The following is a 21,778-nucleotide window of genomic DNA, read 5'->3' on the forward strand; positions in this document are numbered from 1 at the left end:
AGAGGAGATGGGCCGCACGCTTGTGTGCGGTCAGCTGACGCTGACCGCCGACCACGCTGCCTTGACCGCAGCGACCTCGGGGCTGCTGGCGCCGTAGAGCGTCGTCGCGGCGGCGACCGTGTCGACTCGCGCCTTGGCGTACGTCTCGGTGCTGGTCATGCGCTCGGTGAGCGCCTTGTACCAGATCGCCGCGGCCTTGGCCCGGCCGATTCCGGCGACGGTGGAGCCGTTGCACGTCGGGCTGTTGCCGTACGTGCTCTGGCCACTGCCGTTGGCGAGCAGGAAGAAGAAGTGGTTGCCCACTCCGGAGGAGTAGTGCGGATCCGACCGGGGGACCGCGGTGCTCCAGCACGCGTAGGACGCGCCGTCGCGACGAGGATCGTCCATGTAGCGCAGCGGCGTGCCGTCGCCGTTGATGTTGATCTCCTCGCCGATCAGGAAGTCCGGCGTGTCGTTCGGGTTGTTGGCGTAGAACTCGACCATCGTGCCGAAGATGTCGCTGGTGGCCTCGTTGAGACCGCCGGCATCGCCGGAGTAGCCGAGGTTGGCGGAGTTCTCGGTGACGCCGTGGGACATCTCGTGGCCCGCGACGTCGAGCTCGACCAGCGGTGCCCGGTTGCCGGCTCCGTCGCCGTACGTCATCTGGCTGCCGTCCCAGTAGGCGTTGACGTAGCCGTTGCCGTAGTGGACCCGTGAGGGTACGCCGCTGCCGTTGTCGAAGATGCCCTGACGGCCGAAGCTCGACTTGTAGTAGTCGAACGTCTTGGCGGCGCCGTAGTGCGCGTCGACACCCGCTGAGGCGCGGTCACTGACGGTGCCGTTGCCCCATGCGTTGTCGGCGTCGGCGAACGTCGTGCACGTGCCGGAGGTGCGGTTCCTGAGGTCGCACGTACGTCCGTTGCCGTGCGTCGCGTCGACCATCGTGTAGCTGCTGCCGCTGCCGGTCGTGCTGATCGAGACCGTGCCGACGAAGATGCCGCGACCCGTCCCGGTCGCAGCGACGCCGGGCCTGGCGGCTGCCTTCTGGTTGGTGGTCGTGCCGACCTTGATCGGCGTCAGGATCGTCTCCTCGGCGCTGCGGACCTTGCCGGTGTTGGCGTCGGTCACGACGACCTGCCGGCTCGGCGTCTGGCCGTCGGCCTGAACGCCGGTCACGATCGACCGCCAGGCGAGGACGGCCTTGCCGTGGCGCGCGTCGACGACGAGCTTCGGCGAGCCCGCCTTGCTGACGCTCCGCCCGGCGAACTCGTCTCGGGCCCGGTCGGCGGCGGAGGCCGACGACACCTTGGGCGTCGTGCTCACCGCGACGGGAGCCGTCTGCGCGACGGACACGCTCTGCGGGCTGTCGGCGGCGCTGAGGTGGACCACGAGGTCACCGCCGAGCACCGGCAGGCCGTCGTACGTACGGTTGAACCGCACGTGGCTGGCGCCGTTGCTCGATCCGACTGTGTCGACGAGCTGGTAGGCGTCCTTGGACGTGCCCTCGACCTTGGCGGGATGCTCCTGGATGTACTCCTTGGCCACGACAGCGGGATCGCCGCTGTTGTCGGCTGCTGCGCTCAGAGAGGGCGTGGCAACGCCCAGCCCGGCCACGAGGAGGGTTGCTCCTCCGATGGCAAAGACATGTTTCATGAGTGGTGGTCCTCTCGGTTGACGTAGGCGTGACGCTAGTCACATCGAGAGGCGTTGGGTCATGCCAGATGACCATGCCATCGGAGGTCAGGACCGTGGTCGCGTCATCGCCAGCGGACCGTGGTGCTCGACCCAGGATCGGTAGACGGGCTGACGCTCGAGGGTCTCGGTCAGGACGTCGGCGGTGAAGCGGGCCAGCTTGTCGAGGTGGTCGGCGAAGGGGTTGTCCCGCTCGGTCAGCAGCAGACGCCGGACCTGCATCGGGGTGCCCGCCAAGGGCTTGAGCACCATGCCGGAGTCGCGGTTGGTCGGGGTGCTGAGGGCGATCGCCTCGCCGGCGCGGATCAGCTCGACGCTGAGCCCGTCGCTGAGGTAGTGGCCGATCTTGGGGGTGAAGCCGGCGTCCCAGCAGATGCGGGTCATGCAGTCCGCCTCACGGTCGACGTCGAGGGGGGACAGCAGCCAGGTCTCGTCCGCGAGGTCGGCGAGGTCGAGCTCGCCGCGGTCCGCGAGGGGGTGGTCGGCGGACATCAGGACGAATCCGGGCTCGCAGCCGACGGGGCGTACGAGCAGCCGTGGGTCGAGCGGGATCTCGTTGCCGACGTACTCGTGGATCACGGCGAAGTCGATGCGGTGCGAGCCCAGCAGGTCGAGCAGGCCGTCGATGCGGGTCTCGCTCTCGGTGACGATCTCGGTGCTCGGCAAGGTCGCGCGCAGGCCGCGGATGAGACCCACCAGGGCGTTGCCGAAGCGCACCCCGATGCGTACCTGGGCGGGGGCTGTGCGCAGGCTGGACGCGTCGGTCTTGAGGGTGTCGAGCACCGAGAGCACGGCGGTGGCACGGCCGACGACGAGCCGGCCGAGCGGTGTCTGCTCGACCCCGGCGTGCGAACGCTGGAACAGGGGACCGCCGAGGTTGTCCTCGATGCGTCGGAGCTGTCGGGTGAGCGCCGGCTGCGTCGTGCCCAGCGCTGATGCCGCCTTGGTGATGCTGCCCTCGTCGGCCACGGCCTTGACCATCCGCAGATGGCGCGTCTCGATCTCCATGTCGTCCCCCTGGCGTCAGCCTAGTCGCGGGATGCCCCGAACGCGCGGGGCAAATCCGGGCCGGAACGTGTGCCTCAGATCTGAGCGTTCAGCTCCTCGAGTCGGTGACGGCGCGCCAGCACGCCTCGATCAAGGGCTCGACGAGGGACTCATCGATGCCGCGCCGGGTTGCGGTGAGCCGGACGACCGGGCCCACTGCAAGGTCGAACAAGATCTCCGGCGGTAGATCGACCATCCCTTCGAGGAGGTTGGCCACCACAGGGGAGGACATCAAGGGGTCGCTGATCGCGGAGATGGCGCGCTCGTGCGCGATCTCGGCATACGGCGAGCCGTCAGCCTGCACCAGGAACCGGGCGCGCTCGGGATTGGCCTCGAGGTGCTTCTGGACACCGGTCCACAGCTGAGCGAACTGTGTTCGCAGCGGCGAGCCGGCGTCGACCGATGCCAGTGCCGCTTCACCCAGAGCGTGCTTGACCTCGACGTACGTGGCCATCACGAGCTCGTCCTTCGACGCGTAGTGGACGTACGCAGTGCCGGTCGCGACCCCGGCCTCCTTGGCGACGGCGGCCATCGACGTGCCGTGGAACCCGTCGCGGGCCACCAGCCGGATCAGGGCGTGGCGTACCGCTTCGGCTCGATCGACCGCGACGGGGCTCATCATGTCGATCTCGCAGCGCGTGCCACGTCGAGAATCACGCCGGTCTCGCGCTCGGACATGTCCCACAGCTCGTTGATGCGCCTGTCGAGCCCGATGCGTCGAAGGATGGGTCGTCTGACGGCCGGACCGTTGGACGCGAGCAGCGGGCCATACATCTGACCGCCCTTCGCTCTCGGGTCCGTGGCGGCGCGCAGCTGCGGGCGTACTCCCTTGTGTGGCGGCATCCCCGTGCGTGCGGCCCACGTCTCGGAGGCTCGGCCGAGCCATCCGCCGCCGCCTTCGGCAGCGGTCGTGCTCTGGAGGTCGGTGTGCGACAGGCCTGGATGCGCGATGAGGCTCTCGGCGGCGACGCCGGCGGCCTTGAACCTGCTCTGCAGTCCCAGACCGAAGTGATAGTTGGCCAGCTTGGCCTGTCCGTAAGCCCTCCAGGCGCCGTAGTTGCCCTTCATGTGCGGGTTGGCGGGATCGAACGGGCGTCCCTGGAACCGGGCAATGCTGGTCACGGTGACGACTCGGGCGGCATCGGCCGCGAGGATGCCCGACAGCAGGTGGGCCGTGAACGCGAAGTGGCCCAGGTGGTCGACACCCATCTGCATCTCGAATCCGTCGACCGTGGTGCGCTCCGGCATCGCCATGACTCCGGCGTTGTTGATGAGCAGATCGATGGAGTCGTGCTTGGCGAGGATCTGCTTCGCTGCCGCCGCAGTCGAGGCGAGATCTCCGAGGTCGAGGGGGACCAGCTCAAGCAAGGCGTGGGGGTGGGCGGCACGGATGCGATCGACGGCGTCCTGGGCCTTCTCCTGGTTGCGGACGGCCATGACCACGTGGGCGCCAGCGCCCGCCAACGCTTCGGCGGACTCGAGGCCGAGGCCCCCGTTGGCGCCGGTCACCACGACGGTGCGGCCCGTCTGATCGGGGATGTCGTTCTGGGTCCAACTCACGGGAGTCTCCTATGACTGAATGTTCATTCATTTAAGCCTGCACCGTCTGCCGAGTCAAGGTGATCCAGATCTCGCGAAAAACATGAGGAAACCCTCGCATTAAACTTGAGGAAAGCCTCATGTTTTGAGAGGATGGTGGGACCGCCCGTCGATCCAGCGACGGCAGTGACCCCGAGGGATTCCACGTGACGACCATCGACACCCCGCTTGCCACGATCCAGCCCACCGAGCGCCGCGGCGCCTTGGTCGATCGCCTCTCGACCGGCACGCCGTACGCCATCGCGTTCGGCGGCCAGGGTGCTCCGTGGCTCGAGCCGCTCGCGGGACTCATCCGTGACTTCGCGCTCGAGGCCGAGCTCGAGACCCTCGTGTCGCAGGCCGAGGAGCGCCTCGCTCCGGTCGCCGCGGAGCTCGCCCGGGTCGGCGTGACGTTCACGCCCCTCGAGTGGGCCGATGTCATCGCCGTCGGCGAGTCCGCCGAGGACGACGACGCACCTGAACTGCCGAGCTCCGCGGTGCTGGATACACCCGGAGCCTCGGTACCCGGCATCCTCCTGACGCAGCTCGCCGGCCTCCGCGCGCTGCGCCGCCAGGGCGTCGACACGCAGCTGACCGCCCCGGTCGCCGTCATCGGCCACTCGCAGGGTGACCTCGCCACGCAGTCGCTGGCGGGCGTCGACGACGTCGAGCTGCTGGCCCTCGCCCGGCTCATGGGTGCAGCGGCGCAGCTCGTGGGCCGCCGCCGCGGCCTGCTCGGCTCGACGATGCTGAGCGTGTCGAACGTCGTGCCGGAGCGCATTGACGCGATCCTCGCCGAGCTTCCGGCATCGCTGCGCGTCGTCTCGCGCCTCCGCAACGGTCGCCGCGGCGTCGTGCTGTCCGGCCCCGCCGACAGTCTCCGCGTCGTCGAGGCTCGCCTCGAGGAGGTCGCCGCGGCCGAGAAGGCCGATCGTGAGCGCAAGGTCACCGGCGGCTCGCCGTTCGCCCCCGTCCTGGAGCCGCTGCCGGCCCAGCTCGCCTTCCACCACCCCGACCTCGCCGAGGCCGCTGACCTGGTCGCCACCTGGGCCGAGGCCTGTGGCTTCGACGGTGCCCGCGCCCGTACGCTCACGATGCGCTCGATCGTCGACCCCGTCGACTGGGTCGCGTCGCTCGAGTCTGCACTCGACGCCGGCGCGACGTGGGTCCTCGACCTCGGCCCGTCCGACATCGCCGCCCGGCTCTCCGCGCGTGACCTGCGCAGCCGCGGAGCCGGCATCATCGCCACGACGACGCGTCGCGGCCACCGTGAGCTGACCGCCGCCGGTGCTGCACCGCGCCTGGCGACCCCCTGGTCCGCATACGCCCCCAGCGTCGTGACGCTGCCCGACGGCAGCCTGCACGTCGAGACCCGCTTCACCCGCCTGACCGGCAAGTCGCCGATCCTGCTGGCCGGCATGACGCCGACGACGGTCGACGCCAAGATCGTCGCCGCAGCGGCCAACGCCGGCTTCTGGTCCGAGCTCGCCGGCGGCGGCCAGGTCACCGAGGAGATCTTCGCCGATCGCGTGGCCGAGCTCGACGAGCTGCTGCTGCCCGGCCGGACGTACCAGTTCAACTCGCTGTTCCTCGACCCCTACCTCTGGAAGCTGCAGCTCGGGCAGAAGCGGCTCGTGCAGCGTGCCCGCGCTGCCGGTGCCGCGATCGACGCGGTCATCGTGACCGCCGGCATCCCCGAGCTCGACGAGGCCGTCGAGCTCGTCGAGGAGCTCCGCGCCGCGGAGATCACGCACGTCGTGTTCAAGCCGGGCACGGTCAAGCAGATCCGCCAGGTGCTCGCGATCGCCAAGGCCGTCGCGCCGACGCCGATCATCGTCCAGATCGAGGGCGGCCGCGCTGGCGGTCACCACTCGTGGGAGGACCTCGACGACCTGCTGATCGCCACGTACGGCGAGCTGCGCAGCCTCGACAACGTCGTCGTCGCCGTCGGTGGCGGCATCGGCACGCCCGAGGTCGCCTCGGCCTACCTCACGGGTGAGTGGGCACGCCGCCACGGCTTCCCGGTCATGCCGCTCGACGGCATCCTCGTCGGCACCGCCGCGATGGCGACGCTGGAGGCGACGACCTCGCCCGAGGTCAAGCAGCTGCTCGTCGACACGCGCGGCACGGGCACCTGGGTCGGCGCGGGCAGCGCCAAGGGCGGCATGGCCTCGGGCCGCAGCCAGCTCGGCGCCGACATCCACGAGATCGACAACACGGCGTCGCGCACGGGTCGCCTGCTCGACGAGGTCGCCGGCGACGCCAAGGCGGTCGCCGCACGTCGCGACGAGATCATCGAGGCGCTCAACCGTACGGCCAAGCCCTACTTCGGCGACGTCGACACCATGACGTACGCGCAGTGGCTCCGCCGCTACGTCGAGCTGTCCGGCACGCCGTCGTGGCTCGACGTCACGATCCGCGACCGCTTCCACGCGATGCTGCAGCGCGCCGAGGCCCGCCTCAACGCTGCCGATCGCGGCACCATCCCCACGCTCTTCGCCGACGCTTCCCTGGTCGACGACGGCGCCGCGGCAATCACCACCCTGCTCGAGGCGTACCCGCGCGCGGAGGACGTCGTCCTCCACCCGGCCGACGTGCTGTTCTTCGTCGACCAGTGCCGGACGCCGGGCAAGCCGGCCAACTTCGTGCCCGTGCTCGACCAGGACGTACGCCGCTGGTGGCGCTCGGACTCGCTGTGGCAGGCGCACGACCCGCGCTACGCCGCCGACGAGGTCTGCGTCATCCCCGGCACCGTCTCCGTCGCCGGCATCGACCGGCTCGACGAGCCCGTCGCCGACCTGCTGCGCCGTTTCGAGGACGCCACGATCGACGGCCTGCTCGCCTCGGGCCGCGCCGCCCAGCGGGTCACCGGTCGCCGTCGTGTCGAGGGCGCCGGTGACGTGCTCTCGCTCGTGCTCGCCGCTCCCGACCTCGTCTGGGCCGGTCGCACCGTTCGCAACCCCGTCCACCGCCTCGGTGCCGAGTGGGTCATCGTCGACCCGCAGCGTGCCGAGCACCCCGAGACGGGCGCCGCGCTCGTCGCGGTCGACGGTCGCACCGCTGAGCTGCAGGTGCCGCTCGCACGTCCGCTCTCGCTGCGCATCGCGGTCGACGACTCCGTGCTCGCCGGCGCCGCCCCGGTCGTGTCGACCGAGGTCGCCGCGTCCGCGATGTCCTCTCTCGTCGCCGGTGCTGCCGGTGGCGACGTCCCGTCGGTCAACAACGGCCGCGCGACCGTCACGGTCGAGTGGGACCCGGACCTGATCGCCGACCACGCCGGTGTCACCGGTGCAGACGTGCCGGTCCACCCCGTGCCCGACGTGCTCGTGGGTCTCGCCTGGCCGTCGGTCTTCGCGGTGCTCGGCGAGGCCACCACCTCGACCGGCATCCCGGTCATCGAGGGCATGCTCGACCTGGTCCACCTCGACCACGCGATCGCCCTCCACGACGCGCTGCCCGTCGCTCCCGCAGAGCTCACGATCACCTCGGTCGTCGAGTCGATCGAGGACACCGGCTTCGGCCGGGTCGTCGCGGTCGACGTCACGGTGTCCTCCGCCTCAGGGGAGGTCGCGACGCTGCGTGAGCGCTTCGCGATCCGCGGACGTACCGGAGCCGGCGAGCTCTCCGACCCGGCACGCGCCGGCGGAGCGCTCGGCGACGACATCAAGGACACGCCGCGCAAGTCGCGCGGTGCGGCGACGCTGACGGCGCCCACCGACCTGCGTGGTTTCGCCGCCGTCACGGGCGACCACAACCCGATCCACACCAGCATCGCCGCCGCCCGCCTCGCGGGGCTCGGTGCGCCGATCGTGCACGGCATGTGGGTCTCCGCCGCGGCCCAGCAGGTGCTCTCCGGCCGCCGCATCACGGGCTGGACCACGCGCTTCCTCGCACCGGTCCGCCCGGGCGTGAAGGTCGACGTCAAGGCCGACCGCATCGGTCTCGACAACGGCGCCGAGCTGGTCGACATCACGTGCCGCGCCGAGGGCGAGGTCGTCATGTCGGCGACCGCCCGCCTCGAGGCGCCCCGCACGGCGTACGCCTTCCCGGGCCAGGGCATCCAGCACCAGGGCATGGGCATGGCGGGTTACCAGCGCTCCAAGGCTGCCCGTGAGATCTGGGACCGCGCCGACGCGCACACGCGCGCCGCGCTCGGCTTCTCGATCCTCACGGTCGTGCGCGACAACCCGACGGTCCTGGTGACCAACGGCGTGACGCACAAGCACCCCGACGGCGTCCTGTTCCTCACGCAGTTCACGCAGGTCGCGATGGCGGTGCTCGGTGCCGCACAGATGGCGGAGCTCCGCGAGTCCGGCGCGTTCGTCGAGGGCTCGATCCTCGCGGGTCACTCCGTCGGCGAGTACAACGCGCTCGCGGCCGTCTCGGGCGTCATCCCGCTCGAGGCCGTCGTCGAGGTCGTGTTCCAGCGCGGCTCGGTCATGCACACGCTCGTGCCCCGCGACGCCGAGGGCCGCAGCAACTACCGCCTCGCGGCGATCCGCCCGGCGCAGATCGGCCTCAACGACGACAACGTCACGGCGTACGTCGACCGCATCGCGGACGAGTCCGGCGAGTTCCTGCAGATCGTCAACTACAACCTGCGCGACTCGCAGTACGCGATCGCCGGCACGGTGCGCGGCCTGGAGATCCTCGAGGAGGACATCACGCGTCGCCGCGAGGAGTTCGGCGGCAAGGCTGCCTACATCCTCGTGCCCGGCATCGACGTGCCGTTCCACTCCACGGTGCTGCGCGACGGCGTCCCGGACTTCCGCGACCGCCTCACCGAGCTGCTGCCGGCGACGATCGACCCCGCGATCCTCGAGGGTCGCTACGTCCCCAACCTCGTGCCCAAGCCGTTCTCGCTCGACCGTGCATTCCTGCAGGAGATCGCCGACCTCGTGCCGTCGGAGCCGCTCAACGCGGTCCTGGCCGATTTCGCGACCTGGTCGGCGAAGCCCGGCGAGCTGTGCCGTGTCGTCCTGATCGAGCTGCTGGCCTGGCAGTTCGCCAGCCCGGTCCGCTGGATCGAGACGCAGGACCTGCTGTTCGGCGACCTCGGTGTCGAGCGCTTCATCGAGGTCGGTGTCGGCCAGGCCCCCACGGTGGCCAACCTCGCGTCCTCGACGCTCAAGCTCCCGGGCCGCTTCGGCGGACCCGTCGAGGTGCTCAACTTCGAGCGCGACGGCGCCGCGGTCTTCGCGACCGACGAGGAGCAGGTCGTCGAGCAGGAGGAAGCTCCGGTGGAGTCCTCCCCGCCCGAGGCCTCGGCTCCTGCTGCGGCCCCCGCTGCCGCTCCGGCGACCTCGAGCGGGCCGCGTCCGGCCGACCTGACGTTCGACGCCGCCGACGCCACCACGGTGCTCATCGCCTGGTGGACCAAGATGCGCCTCGACCAGATCGGCGCCGCCGACACGATCGAGTCGCTGTGTGACGGCGCTTCGTCGCGACGCAACCAGCTGCTCGTCGACCTCGGTGGTGAGCTCAGCCTCGGCGCGATCGACGGCGCCGCTGACGCGGACCTGCCGACGCTGTCTGCGCAGGTCAAGGGCCTGGCTCGCGGCTACAAGCCGTTCGGCCCGGTGCTCGCCGAGGCCCTCGGCGACCACCTCAAGAAGGTCCTCGGCCCGACCGGCAAGCGCCAGTCGGCCGTCGCCGAGCGCGTCGCCGACGTCTGGCAGCTCGGGCCGGGCTGGGCGAGTCACGCACTCGTCGAGCTCGCGCTGTCGAGCCGCGAGGGGTCGAGCGTCCGTGGTGGCGAGTACGGCTCGCTGAGCGGCCTCGCCTCCGGTGCCGACGTCGACGCCGCGATCGACGCGAGCGTCCAGGCCGTGGCCGCACGCCACGGCATCAGCGTCGACCTGCCGTCCACGGGCGGGGGAGAGGGCGCCACGATCGACGCGGCCGCCCTCGGTGAGTTCACCGCACAGATCACCGGTCCCGACGGTGTCCTGGCCTCGTCGGCGCGCCTGGTGCTCGACCAGCTCGGACTCACGGACGTACCGGCCGTCGTCGAGACGGACGAGGCAGAGGCCGAGATCCTGGCCCGCGTCGAGACCGAGCTCGGCAGCGACTGGGCCAAGCTCACGGCTCCGGCGTTCGACCCGCTCAAGGCCGTCGTGCTCGACGACCGCTGGGCCAGCGCCCGCGAGGACCTCGCCCGCATCGCCGCAGGCGAGACCGTCGAGGCCAGCTTCGTCGGCGCCGGCGAGGTCGTCGCTGCGCAGGCCCGCTGGCACGCGGACCACGCCGACCCGCGATTGGCCGAGCGTTTCACGCAGATCGCCGCTGACGCCCTCAGCCCGACGGACCAGACCTGGTCCGGAGAGCTCGCGGTCGTCACGGGTGCCAGCCAGGGCTCGATCGCCGCAGGCGTCACCGGCAAGCTGCTCGCGGGCGGTGCGACGGTCGTCGCGACCACCTCGAGCCTCGACGCCAAGCGGCTCGCGTTCTACAAGGAGCTCTACCGCACGCACGCCGTCGCCGGAGCTGTCCTGTGGGTCGTCCCGGCCAACATGGCGTCGTACGCCGACGTCGACGCGCTGACGAGCTGGCTCACCAGCGAGCAGACGCAGACCCGTGCGGGTGTCACGACGGTTGCCAAGCCGGCCATGACGCCGACGCTGCTGTTCCCGTTCGCGGCCGGTCGCGTCGCCGGTGACCTCACCGACGCCGGCAGCCGCACCGAGGTCGACATGCGCATCCTGCTGTGGTCCGTCGAGCGCCTGATCGGGCAGCTCTCGGCCGGCATCCAGGACCGCGACCTGACCTCGACGCTGCACGTCGTGCTCCCGGGCTCGCCCAACCGCGGCATGTTCGGCGGCGACGGCGGATACGGCGAGGCCAAGGCCGCGCTCGACGCCGTCGTGGCCCGCTGGTCCGCAGAACGTACGTGGGCCGATCGCGTCACGCTGAGCCACGCCATCATCGGCTGGGTCCGCGGCACGGGCCTCATGGGCGGCAACGACCCGCTGGTCGAGGCCGTCGAGGCTGCCGGTGTCCGCACCTGGTCGCCGGAGGACATGGCGACCGCCCTGCTCGAGACCGCAACCGCCGAGGCTCGCGCCGCTGCGCGCATCGAGCCGCTGACGGTCGACCTCACGGGTGGCCTCGCGGGCGTCAAGCTCGACATGAAGGCGCTCGCCGAGGGCGTCGCGCGTCCGTCCGCCGCCGACGAGGACGAGACCGGCATGATCGCCGCGCTCGCCGCTTCGCCGGCCCAGCTCGACCGCGTCGAGCAGCTCGACTGGGCACCCGTCGACGCCAGGCCCGAGGACCTCGTGGTCATCGTCGGTGCCGGCGAGCTCGGCCCCTACGGCTCCTCTCGTACACGCTTCGAGATGGAGGTCTCCGACGAGCTGTCGGCCGCCGGCGTCCTCGAGCTGGCCTGGACCACGGGTCTGGTCAGCTGGGACGAGCAGGGTGGCGGTTGGTTCGACACCGAGACGCAGGAGAAGGTCGACGAGGCCGATCTCGTCGAGCGCTACGAGGACAAGGTCCGCGAGGCGGTCGGCATCCGGCGCTACGTCGACGAGGGCAACATGGTCGACAACTCGGCCCCGCTGCTGACGTCGGTGTTCCTCGACAAGGACCTGTCGTTCACCGTGTCCAACGAGGCGGAGGCGCGCGCGCTGCGTGACGCCGACCCCGAGCGTACGGTCATCGCGGCGACAGCCGACGGCGACTGGACCGTGACCCGCAAGGCCGGCACAGAGATCCGCGTGCCGCGTCGCATGGCGCTCACGCGTACGGTCGGCGGCCAGATCCCGACCGGCTTCGACCCCACGGTGTGGGGTGTGCCGGCCGAGATGGTCGACTCGATCGACCGGGTCGCGCTGTGGAACCTCATCTGCACGGTCGACGCGTTCCTCTCGAGCGGGTTCAACCCGTCCGAGCTGATGCGTTGGGTCCACCCGGCGCTCGTCGCCAACACGCAGGGCACCGGCATGGGCGGCATGCAGTCGATGCAGTCGCTCTACCTCGACACGCTGCTGGGCGAGAGCAAGCCCAACGACATCCTGCAGGAGGCGCTGCCCAACGTCATCGCCGCGCACGTCGTGCAGTCGTACGTCGGCTCGTACGGTGCGATGGTCCACCCCGTCGCCGCCTGTGCCACCACGGCCGTGTCGGTCGAGGAGGGTGTCGACAAGATCAAGCTGGGCAAGGCCGAGTTCGTGGTCTCCGGCGGGTTCGACGACCTGAGCGTCGAGGGCATCGTGGGCTTCGCCGACATGTCGGCGACCGCGGACTCCGCGGCGATGCGCGCCAAGGGGCTCGAGGACCGCTACTTCAGCCGGGCCAACGACCGTCGCTACGGCGGCTTCGTGGAGTCGCAGGGTGGCGGCACGATCCTGCTCGCCCGCGGTGACCTCGCGCTGCGCATGGGTCTCCCGGTCCTCGGCGTCGTCGCGTACGCCGGCTCGTTCGCCGACGGCGTGCACACGTCGATCCCGGCTCCGGGCATGGGCGCTCTCGCGGCCGGCCTCGGTGGTCGCGAGTCCGCGCTGGCGAAGTCGCTGCGCACGCTCGGCCTCACCGCCGACGACATCGGCGTGCTGTCCAAGCACGACACGTCGACCGGGGTCAACGAGCGCAACGAGTCCGAGCTGCACGAGCGGCTCGCAGCGGCGATCGGCCGCAGCGAGGGCAACCCGCTCTACGTGATCTCGCAGAAGAGCATCACGGGGCACACCAAGGGTGGCGCCGCGGCGTTCCAGGTCATCGGGCTCTGCCAGGTGCTGTCCGGTGGGGTCATCCCGCCGAACCGCAGCCTCGACTGCGTCATGGACGACCTCGCCGAGCACGAGCACCTGGTCTGGCTGCGCAAGCCGCTGGCCACGGGTCAGCTCAAGGCGGGCATCCTCACGAGCCTTGGCTTCGGTCACGTCGCGGGCCTCATCGCGCTCGCACACCCCCAGGCATTCCTTGCGACCTTGAGCGACGAGGAGCGCGCCTCCTACGCCGCCCGTGCGGAAGCACGGCTCATCGAGGGTCGGATGCGTCTCGTCAGGGCCATGTACGGCGGAGCGTCGCTGTACGAGCGTCCTGCCGATCGGCGCCTCGGCAGTGAGGGAGTGCGGACCCGGGAGGCTGGACTTCTCCTGGACCCGCAGGCACGGCTGGGTGAGGACGACGTCTACTTCGGAGCGTCGTGCCAGTGACGGTTGTCGGTGTCGGTGTTGATCTGGTCCACGTCCCTTCTTTCGCGGACCAGCTGGAACAACCCGGAACCACGTTCGCCACGGCTTTCCTGCCCGGTGAGCGAAGTGACGTGCGGAGTCGTCCCTCCGACTCCGCGCGTCACTTCGCCGTGCGCTGGGCCGCCAAGGAGGCGGTCATCAAGGCCTGGTCGGCGTCGCTCCACGGCGAGCCGCCGGTCATGGACGAGCACGTGCACCATCTCATCGAGGTCGTCGCCGATGCGTGGGGTCGCCCGCGCATACGCCTGCACGGCGAGGTGGCGAAGTGGCTCGCCGATCACACCCTCGAGGTCTCGCTGAGCCACGACGGTGACTACGCCATCGCGTACGTCGTCCTGTCCCGCGCCTGAGGCTCCTCGGTGGCGGTTTACCAAGAGGTCAGGGCAAGCTGGCAGCTCCGCAGGGCAAACCGCCACACCTCAGGGTGTGCGCGCCGTGAGAAGTGGCTGTTCGCCCTGACCTCTTGGTAAACCGCCAAGCCCTTCGGGCTAGGCGTGCTCGGCGCTCAGCAGGTACGCCGTGACGAGCCGCTTGAGCTCGATGATCGACTCGGCGTGCTCCTGGCCGTCGCGGATCGAGAAGTTGAGCATCGAGTAGACGACGTGCACCAGCACCTCGGCCATGATCTGGCGGCGTTCGCGCGGCGTGCCGGGGGTCAGCGGGGCCAGTGCGCGCGCCACCTCGGCCGCAAGCTCCCGCTCGGTCACCGCAGCGGTCGCGCGGGTCGCCGGCGTCGACTGCACGGCGAGCCACACGGCCCGGCGTGACGGGTCGTTGACCCAGAGCTCGGCCATGTGGTCGACGAGCCGGTTGAGGAACTTCAGCCAGTCGAGCGTCGGGATCGCCTCGGCGAAGCTCGCAAGCTCCTGGCGTACGGCCACGGCGTCGACCCGGTCGAGCTCGCACACGATGACGTACTTGTTCTGGAAGAACTGGTAGAGCGTGCCGATCGGCAGACCCGCTCGGTGAGCGACCTCCTCGCACGTGAACGACTCGAAGCCGACGTCGAGCAGCAGCTCGCGCGACACCTGCAACAGGTGGTCGAACTTCTTGTGGCTACGCTCCTGCGTCGGGCGGCGCCGGGGTTCGAGGATCTCGGCCGTCACGGGCGCAACCCTATCCCGTAGCGGCGCGTCCTGCGGCGATCAAGGGAACGATCATGTCGCCGATGCCGTCGAAGCCCGCCCCGACGGTCTGCCCGTGCGAGTGGCGGTAGTGGATGCCCTCGAGGATCACGGCGAGCTTGAAGAACGCCAGGGCGAGGTGGAAGCCGATGTCGCTGACGTCCCGACCCGACTCTGCGGCGTACCGGGCGAGCACCTCGTCGCGGCTGAGGTAGCCGGGCGCGACCGGGGCATCCGTGACCATCGCGGCGTCGCCCGACGGGGGAGCGACCTCGGCGAGCTGCTGGTAGGCCAGCAGCACCGCGACGTCGGTCAGCGGATCGCCGAGCGTGCTCATCTCCCAGTCGAGCACCGCGGTGACCTGGTCCTGGTCGTCGACCAGCAGGTTGTCGAGCCGGAAGTCGCCGTGCACGATCGTGCCGTCCCCGTTGGCGGGGATGTGGGACTCCAGGTGCGCGACGAGCTCGTCCATGCCGGGCAGCTCACGGCTGGTCGATGCCTCGAGCTGCTTCTTCCAACGAGCGACCTGGCGGCCGAGGTAGCCGTCCGGGCGGCCGAAGTCGCCCAAGCCGACGGCGGCGTAGTCGACGGCGTGCAGGGCGACCAGGGTGTCGACCATGCGCTCGCTGATGACGCGCGTACGTTCGGGGCCCAGCGGCTCGAGCTGCGCCGCCCGGCCGTACGGGGTGCCGGCGACCTTCTCCATGACGTAGAACGGCGCACCGATGACGTCGGCGTCCTCGCAGTGGGCGATCATCTGCGGCACCGGCACGTTGGTCGGTGCCAGGGCCGCCATGACGCGATACTCGCGGCCCATGTCGTGCGCCGTCGCGAGCACGTGACCCAAGGGTGGACGGCGTACGACGTAGTCGCGGGAGCCGGCGCTCAGCGTGTACGTCAGGTTGGACTTGCCGCCCGTGATGAGGCTCGCCGTCAGCGGCCCGGTGACCAGCTCGGGACGCTCGCGCTCCAGCCAGTTCTGCAGCGCAGCGAGGTCCAGGCCCTTGGGATCGCTCGACATGTCAGGCCTTGGGCCCGCCGGCGACGTAGATGACCTGGCCGGACACGAACCCCGCGCCCTCGCTCACGAGGAACGACACGGTGTGCGCGATGTCCTCGGGCTGACCGACGCGGGCGACCGGGATCTGCTCGGCGTTCCACTTGATGAAGTCGTCGAAGGGGATCTTCATGCGCTCGGCCGTCGAGGCGGTCATGTCGGTCTGGATGAAGCCGGGGGCGATGGCGTTGGCGGTGATGCCGAACTTGCCGAGCTCGATCGCGAGGGTCTTGGTGAAGCCCTGCATGCCGGCCTTGGCGGCCGAGTAGTTGGCCTGGCCGCGGTTGCCGAGCGCCGAGGTGCTCGAGAGGTTGACGATGCGGCCGAAGCCGGCCTCCGTCATGTGCTTCTGGGCCGCCTTGGTCATCAGGAACGCGCCGCGCAGGTGCACGTTCATGACGGCGTCCCAGTCGTCGACGGTCATCTTGAACAGCATGTTGTCGCGGATGATGCCGGCGTTATTGACCAGCACGGTCGGCGCACCGAGCTCGGCAGTGATGCGCTCGAACGCGGCGGCGACCTGCTCCTCGTTGCTCACGTCGGCGCCGACGGCGAGGGCCTTGCCCCCGGCGGCGGTCACGGCGTCGACGGTGGCGGCGCAGGACGCCTCGTCGAGGTCGACGACGGCGACCTGGAAGCCGTCGGCGGCGAGCCGCTGCGAGACGGCCGCGCCGATGCCTCGTGCGGCTCCGGTGACGATCGCGGTACGGGTTTCGGTCACGAGATGCTCCTTCGACGGGCGCCTAAGCGCTTGCTTAGTGAATTCCTTCCGCACGTTATCGCACGAGGCCCGCGTGTGCGAGATCACCGTCGACATTGGTGGCGTTGAAGATGAAGGAACCCTCATGTTTGTGTATAGTTGAGGAAAACCTCATGTTTTAGGAGTCCTCGTGACGCAGCTCGACACCCCCTCGGTGGTTTCAGCGCCCGACCAGGCCGATCACCGCTCGACGCTCACGCAGCGCCGGCAGGATCGGTTCGCCCGGGTCGAACCCAAGGGCAAGCGTGTCTTCACGGCGCGCGAGCGGGCCGAGATGCTCGTCGACGATGGCTCCTTCGTCGAGATGACGCCGTTGCGCACGGCGGGCGGAGGCGCCGGCAGCGGCGTCGTCGCCGGTTGGGGTACGACCGACGGTCACGCGGTTGTCGTCGTCTCGCACGACGCGGCCGTGGCCTCGGGTGCCATCGGCGCCGTCATGGCCGACGCGATCATGAAGGCCCAGCGGTTCGCGATCGACAAGGGCTACCCGATCGTCTACATCAACGATTCCGGCGGAGCCCGCATCCACGACGGCATCTTCGCGCTGCACGGCTGTGGCGGCATCTTCGCCAACAACATCGAGGCGCAGCAGCGGATCCCGCAGATCTCCCTGATCCTCGGCCCGTGCGCCGGGGCCGCGGCGTACTCGCCGGCTCTGACCGACTGGACCATCATGGTCAAGGAGCAGGGACAGATGTTCCTCACCGGCCCCGAGATCGTCAAGGCCGCGACGGGTGAGGACGCGTCTGCCGAGGACATCGGCGGATCGGCGCTGCACACCAACATCAGCGGGGTCGCGCACCTCGAGGTCGACAGCGAGGAAGAGGCGTTCCACGCGACCCGCCTCCTGCTGTCGTTCCTGCCGACGCACAAGGGCGCCCCGCAGAAGCGGCAGAGCCCGGTCCCGGCCAACCCGGGTGCGGTCGAGCGGCTCCCCGGTCTCGTGCCGGACAAGTCGAGCGTCGTGTTCGACATGAACGCCCTGCTCGACGGCGTCCTCGACAACGGTGCCCGGCTCGAGCTCATGCCGACGCACGCGCCCAGCATCCTGACGCTGTTCGGCCGTCTCGACGGCCACGCGGTCGGCATCCTGGCCAACCAGCCCAACGCCCGCGGCGGCATCCTCGACTCCAAGGCTTCGGTCAAGGCCGCCCGCTTCGTCGAGTTCTGTGGTCGCTTCGACCTCCCGGTCCTGACGTTCGTCGACGTGCCCGGCTTCCTGCCCGGCACGGTCGAGGAGGGCCGCGGCGTCATCACGCATGGCGCCAAGCTCCTCAAGGCGTACGTCGAGACCAAGTCGCCCAAGCTGACCGTCGTGGTCCGCAAGGCGTACGGCGGCGCGTACATCGCGATGGGTGCTGCCTCGCTCGGTGCCGACGTCAACTGGGCCTGGTCGGGCTCGGAGATCGCCGTCATGGGTCCCGGTGGCGCGGTCGCGCTGCTGCACCGTCGTGCCCTCAAGGAGGCCGAGGAGCCCACCAAGCTGCGCGACGAGCTCGCCGCGGTCTATCGCGAAGAGGTCGCGCGCCCCTACATCGCGGCCGAAGCCGGTATCGTCGACGACGTGATCCTGCCCGAAGAGACCCGCGACCGCATGGCTGCCGCCCTGCGCATGCTGACGCACGAGTCGTCCCTCTGATGTTCGCTGCGCGGGCCGAGATCGTCGCGAACGTCTGGAAGATCGTCGCCCGCGAGGGTGACCAGGTCGGGGTCGGTGACGTTCTGGCCGTCCTGGAGAGCATGAAGATGGAGATCCCGGTCTACGCCGAGGCGTCCGGGTTCGTCAGCAAGGTCCTCGTCGAGGTGGGGCAGATCGTCCAGGAGGGCGACCCGCTCATCGAGATCGACGAGAGCCACGCCTGAGGCGTCTGGCATCATCGGCGGGTGTCCGCCACCGTCGTCCATGAGCTGCCCATGCGCTGGGCCGACCTGGACTCGCTCAATCACGTCAACAACGTCGTCTACCTCGACTACGCCGCCGAGAGCCGTGCGATGCTCGCCGACGAGGGCCTGCTCGACGGTGGTGCCGTCGTCACACGCATCGCGATCGACTTCCTCCGTCCGCTGCTCCTGACGTCCCGGCCCGTCCAGGTGGCGTCGACGTTCGAGGGCGCCCAGCTCACGCAGGAGATCAGCCCGCAGGACTCCGACACCGCGTTCGCCCGCGTCGTGACGACGTTCGACGAGCCACAGCCGCTCACGCGTCAGAGCGGCGCCGCCGGTCCGCTGCCGACGCGTGTGCGGCGCAGCGACCTCGACCTCTCTGGCGCCGTCAGCACGACGCAGATGTTCGAGCTGTTCCAGGAGTCTCGCGTCCTCCACCTGTCGCAGCGGCTGACGGAGATGACCCCCGGCCGGTTCGTGGTCGGGCACGTCGACGTCGCGTACGCCGCTCCCATGCCGTGGCGGGTCGAGCCCTACGAGACGTACAACTGGGTCAGCCGGGTTGGGTCGTCCTCGGTCACGATCGAGTCGCAGCTCGCCGACGGCGACCAGGTCATGGCGCAGTGCCGATCGATCCTGGTCGGGTTCGACCTGGAGAGTCAGCGCTCCCGGCCGCTCAGCGACACCGAGAAGAGCGAGTTCGCCTCGCTCAGCCTGCCTGGTTGACCATGAAGTCGGCGGCGTGCTGCACGTACGCCCAGAACTGCGCGTCGAGCTCGGGCGACAGCTTGGCCCGGTCGAGCCCTTCGCGGAAGTGCACGAGCCAGCGGTCGCGCGCCTCCGGCGTCACGGCGAACGGTGCGTGGCGCATGCGGAGGCGGGGGTGCCCCCGCTGCTCGGAGTACGTCGTGGGGCCGCCCCAATACTGCTCGAGGAACATCGTGAAGCGGTGCGCCGCCGGGCCGAGGTCCTCCTCGGGATAGAGCGGCCGCAGCACCTCGTCCGTCGCCACGCCCTCGTAGAACGTGTCGACGATGAGCTTGATCGTGTCGTGCCCGCCGATCGCCTCGTAGAACGTCGTCGTCTGCTCGCTCACGCGGGGGGCTCCTCGTCGATCGTGGTGCGGAAGGTCGTCGGGATGCGGATGCCTTCCTTGTCGAACCGCGCCTTGACCCGTTGGCGCATGGCCCGGGCGACGAGCCACTGCTGCAGCGGCGCGGTCTTGAGCACGACGCGTACGACGGCGCCGTCCTTGTCGAAGCGCTCGACGCCCCAGACCTCGGGCTGCTCGATGATGACGTCGTGGAACTGCTCGTCCTGGTACATCGCGGTGGCCTCCTCCTCGAGCACGGTCTGCACCCGGTCGAGGTCGGCCTCGTAGTCGACGGTGATGTCGAGGACCGTACGGGCCCAGTTCTGGCTCTGGTTGCCGACGCGGAGGATCTCGCCGTTGCGGACGTACCAGACCGTGCCGTTGACGTCCCTGAGCCGGGTGACGCGGAGGCCGACCGCCTCGACGGTGCCACTGGCCTCACCGAGGTCGACGACATCGCCGACGCCGTACTGGTCCTCGAGGATCATGAAGATGCCCGACAGCAGGTCCTTCACCAGGTTCTGGGCGCCGAACCCCAGTGCCACGCCGACGATGCCGGCACTGGCGATGATCGGGGCGATGTTGACGCTGAGCTGCGCCAGCACCATGACGATGACGATCGACAAGATGACGCCCGTCGAGATGCTCTTGAGCAGCGAGCCCATGGTCTCGGCGCGTTGTTTGCGGCGCTCGTTGGAGCCCGGCCGGAGGTCGGCGAGGAACTCGCCGGCCTTGGAGTTGGCGATGACACCGGGGACCGTGCCTTTGATCGCCCGCGCCACCAGCCGGTTGATCGCGCGGTTGATGAACCACCGCAACGCCAGACCGAGGACGATGATCAGGAGGATCGACAGCGGCGCGGCGACGAACCAGTCGTACGCCGTGCCTGCGGGCAGGTCCCAGTTCACGTCGAGGGGTGACATTCCTCCAGCCTACGGGTGGATACGATGGGGCTCATGAGGACTCCCGCCCGCCTGCTCGGACCAGCGCTTGCCTTCGTGATCACGTTCTTCGCCGGATCGGCCGCGGCCTTCGCCGATCAGCCGACGGGTGGGGCCTGGCCCGACGGCAAGGAGCGCAGCGACCTGTGGCTGCTGGTGCTCTTCGGCGGTGGCACGGTCGGGCTGTTCATCATCATCTCGCTGTTCGCCCTGCTGACGGCCCGCAACAACTACGTGCCTCCCGCGCCCGGCAAGGAGATCCACGTCCGTACGGACAACAGCCCCACCCCCCACCACTGACTTTGGTGGCTCGCCGCTGAGCCTGACGTTTCTGTCGCGAAACGCCGTGGGAGGTCAGCAGAATCGTCAGTCCCAGTGAGGGCTGTGGACGGCGACAAGCGCGTCGCGGGTACGTCCCGCACGATCGCCGGATGGACCACATCGATCCCACGTTGGTGTCACTCCGGGTCAGACGAGCTCGGGAGCTTGGATTCACTGCCGGTGAGCTTCGAGGCAATCAGTGGCAGCACGTGGCACACGGCGTCGTACGGCCTGCCTTCTTCGCGGTAGACCCGATCTCGGCCAGGGTGGCGGATGCCGTCGCGCTGATGGGTCGCGCGAACGTGCTGGGTGGCTGGGGGTCGCTCTGGGTGCAGGGCAACACGTGGTTCGACGGATTGGACCGCGCTGGCGACTCTCGTGACGTCTTGGTCCATTGCCTGGCCGGCTCGCAGCTACGAGTCCGGCCGGGCATCCTGCCGAGCCAAGCGGATCTGCACCCCGACGAAATTGACTCGCTCGGGCACTACGACGTCACAACGCTCGCGCGCTCGGCATATGACGAGATGCGGATGGCGAGGAATCTCCGTGAGGCGGTCGTGATTCTGGACATGGCGGTGAGCACGACTTCGGAGGTCGCTCACACCACACTTGCTGCCGTCCGCAGGGTCATCGACTCGCATCACAAGACGCGCGGGATCGTTCAAGCGAGAAACGCGCTCGACCTCGGAACGTCTCGATCCGCAAGCCCGTGGGAGACGCGCACCCGTCTGCTGGCCCAGCTGGACATCGGAATCAAGGAACTCAAGGTAAACGTCCCGGTTTTCGACCTATCCGAGAATCTTCTGGGCGTCGCGGACCTGATCGATCCCGAGACTGGGCTCGTCATCGAATCCGACGGATCGGGCCACCGTGAGCTCTCCAGGCACACCGACGACAACGTGCGCGAAGAGAAGTTCGAGCGGGCCGGGCTAGTCGTATGTCGGGTGACCTCGCTCGACCACGCAGACCGGTGGGCGACAGTGGGCCGCATCAACCGCGCATGGACCGACGCGGCCAGGGCACGCCACAGGCTGTGGACGCTGGAACAGCCCGACTGGTGGGCTTCATGGTCGCCGGCCCGTCGCTGGGCCTGACGTTTCTGCAC

General features: G+C 69.7%; 16 protein-coding genes. 7 read left to right on the plus strand and 9 right to left on the minus strand.

Features of this window, described 5'->3' with window-relative positions:
• Nucleotides 1-30 precede the first annotated feature (30 nt).
• The 4 genes from ASE12_RS18705 to ASE12_RS18720 form a co-directional block, all read right to left on the minus strand.
• Nucleotides 31-1,632: a M4 family metallopeptidase gene (locus ASE12_RS18705; protein WP_082582395.1), complete on the minus strand. Its 1,602-nt coding sequence runs from the start codon at nucleotides 1,630-1,632 to the stop codon at nucleotides 31-33.
• An 87-nt stretch (nucleotides 1,633-1,719) separates the two neighbouring features.
• On the minus strand, nucleotides 1,720-2,679 hold the full coding sequence (locus tag ASE12_RS18710) for a LysR family transcriptional regulator (RefSeq protein ID WP_056404106.1): 960 nt from the start codon (nucleotides 2,677-2,679) through the stop codon (nucleotides 1,720-1,722).
• A gap of 88 nt (nucleotides 2,680-2,767) precedes the next feature.
• Complete coding sequence (locus ASE12_RS18715; RefSeq protein WP_082582396.1) at nucleotides 2,768-3,340, minus strand: TetR/AcrR family transcriptional regulator; 573 nt, start codon at nucleotides 3,338-3,340, stop codon at nucleotides 2,768-2,770.
• Entirely contained in the window at nucleotides 3,337-4,278 is a 942-nt protein-coding gene (locus ASE12_RS18720) for an oxidoreductase (protein WP_056404110.1), read from the minus strand. Before ASE12_RS18720 ends, ASE12_RS18715 begins: the two co-directional genes overlap by 4 nt.
• A gap of 185 nt (nucleotides 4,279-4,463) precedes the next feature.
• Between ASE12_RS18720 and ASE12_RS18725 the strand changes: the two genes are divergently transcribed.
• Both ASE12_RS18725 and ASE12_RS18730 read left to right on the plus strand, forming a co-directional pair.
• Nucleotides 4,464-13,454 (plus strand): type I polyketide synthase, encoded by an 8,991-nt coding sequence (locus ASE12_RS18725; protein WP_056404112.1) that lies wholly within the window; start codon nucleotides 4,464-4,466, stop codon nucleotides 13,452-13,454.
• Nucleotides 13,451-13,843, plus strand: a complete 393-nt coding sequence (locus tag ASE12_RS18730) for a holo-ACP synthase (RefSeq protein WP_056404113.1) — start codon at nucleotides 13,451-13,453, stop codon at nucleotides 13,841-13,843. Before ASE12_RS18725 ends, ASE12_RS18730 begins: the two co-directional genes overlap by 4 nt.
• 138 nt (nucleotides 13,844-13,981) lie before the next feature.
• Here ASE12_RS18730 and ASE12_RS18735 read toward each other — a convergent pair whose 3' ends face one another.
• The 3 genes from ASE12_RS18735 to fabG are packed head-to-tail and all read right to left on the minus strand — an operon-like array spanning nucleotide 13,982 to nucleotide 16,395.
• Nucleotides 13,982-14,599 carry a TetR/AcrR family transcriptional regulator gene (locus ASE12_RS18735; RefSeq protein WP_056404115.1) on the minus strand — a complete coding sequence of 206 codons (618 nt, stop codon included), beginning with the start codon at nucleotides 14,597-14,599 and terminating at the stop codon, nucleotides 13,982-13,984.
• A 10-nt stretch (nucleotides 14,600-14,609) separates the two neighbouring features.
• On the minus strand, nucleotides 14,610-15,638 hold the full coding sequence (locus ASE12_RS18740) for a phosphotransferase family protein (RefSeq protein WP_056404118.1): 1,029 nt from the start codon (nucleotides 15,636-15,638) through the stop codon (nucleotides 14,610-14,612).
• Between the two features lies 1 nt (nucleotide 15,639).
• Nucleotides 15,640-16,395 carry a 3-oxoacyl-ACP reductase FabG gene (gene fabG / locus ASE12_RS18745; RefSeq protein ID WP_056404120.1) on the minus strand — a complete coding sequence of 252 codons (756 nt, stop codon included), beginning with the start codon at nucleotides 16,393-16,395 and terminating at the stop codon, nucleotides 15,640-15,642.
• Between the two features lie 169 nt (nucleotides 16,396-16,564).
• Here fabG and ASE12_RS18750 point away from each other — a divergent pair, with 169 nt between their 5' ends.
• From ASE12_RS18750 to ASE12_RS18760, 3 genes are read left to right on the plus strand one after another with little or no spacing between them, the layout of a single operon-like run.
• Complete coding sequence (locus ASE12_RS18750; RefSeq protein WP_056404121.1) at nucleotides 16,565-18,073, plus strand: acyl-CoA carboxylase subunit beta; 1,509 nt, start codon at nucleotides 16,565-16,567, stop codon at nucleotides 18,071-18,073.
• A complete protein-coding gene (locus tag ASE12_RS18755; RefSeq protein WP_056212772.1) occupies nucleotides 18,073-18,297 on the plus strand; it encodes a biotin/lipoyl-binding carrier protein in 225 nt (74 codons plus the stop codon). The genes ASE12_RS18750 and ASE12_RS18755 overlap by 1 nt, the downstream gene beginning before the upstream one ends.
• 21 nt (nucleotides 18,298-18,318) lie before the next feature.
• Entirely contained in the window at nucleotides 18,319-19,044 is a 726-nt protein-coding gene (locus ASE12_RS18760) for a thioesterase family protein (protein ID WP_056404123.1), read from the plus strand.
• Here the strand turns inward: ASE12_RS18760 and ASE12_RS18765 are convergent.
• Both ASE12_RS18765 and ASE12_RS18770 read right to left on the minus strand, forming a co-directional pair.
• Nucleotides 19,028-19,414: a globin gene (locus ASE12_RS18765; RefSeq protein WP_056404125.1), complete on the minus strand. Its 387-nt coding sequence runs from the start codon at nucleotides 19,412-19,414 to the stop codon at nucleotides 19,028-19,030. The genes ASE12_RS18760 and ASE12_RS18765 overlap by 17 nt on opposite strands.
• Entirely contained in the window at nucleotides 19,411-20,334 is a 924-nt protein-coding gene (locus ASE12_RS18770; protein WP_056404127.1) for a mechanosensitive ion channel family protein, read from the minus strand. Before ASE12_RS18770 ends, ASE12_RS18765 begins: the two co-directional genes overlap by 4 nt.
• A 33-nt stretch (nucleotides 20,335-20,367) precedes the next feature.
• Here ASE12_RS18770 and ASE12_RS18775 point away from each other — a divergent pair, with 33 nt between their 5' ends.
• Nucleotides 20,368-20,652 carry a hypothetical protein gene (locus ASE12_RS18775; protein WP_056404129.1) on the plus strand — a complete coding sequence of 95 codons (285 nt, stop codon included), beginning with the start codon at nucleotides 20,368-20,370 and terminating at the stop codon, nucleotides 20,650-20,652.
• Between the two features lie 131 nt (nucleotides 20,653-20,783).
• A complete protein-coding gene (locus ASE12_RS18780; RefSeq protein WP_056404131.1) occupies nucleotides 20,784-21,767 on the plus strand; it encodes a hypothetical protein in 984 nt (327 codons plus the stop codon).
• Nucleotides 21,768-21,778 lie beyond the last annotated feature (11 nt).

This window comes from Aeromicrobium sp. Root236, from assembly GCF_001428805.1.
In the GTDB taxonomy this organism is placed as follows: Bacteria; Actinomycetota; Actinomycetes; order Propionibacteriales; family Nocardioidaceae; genus Aeromicrobium.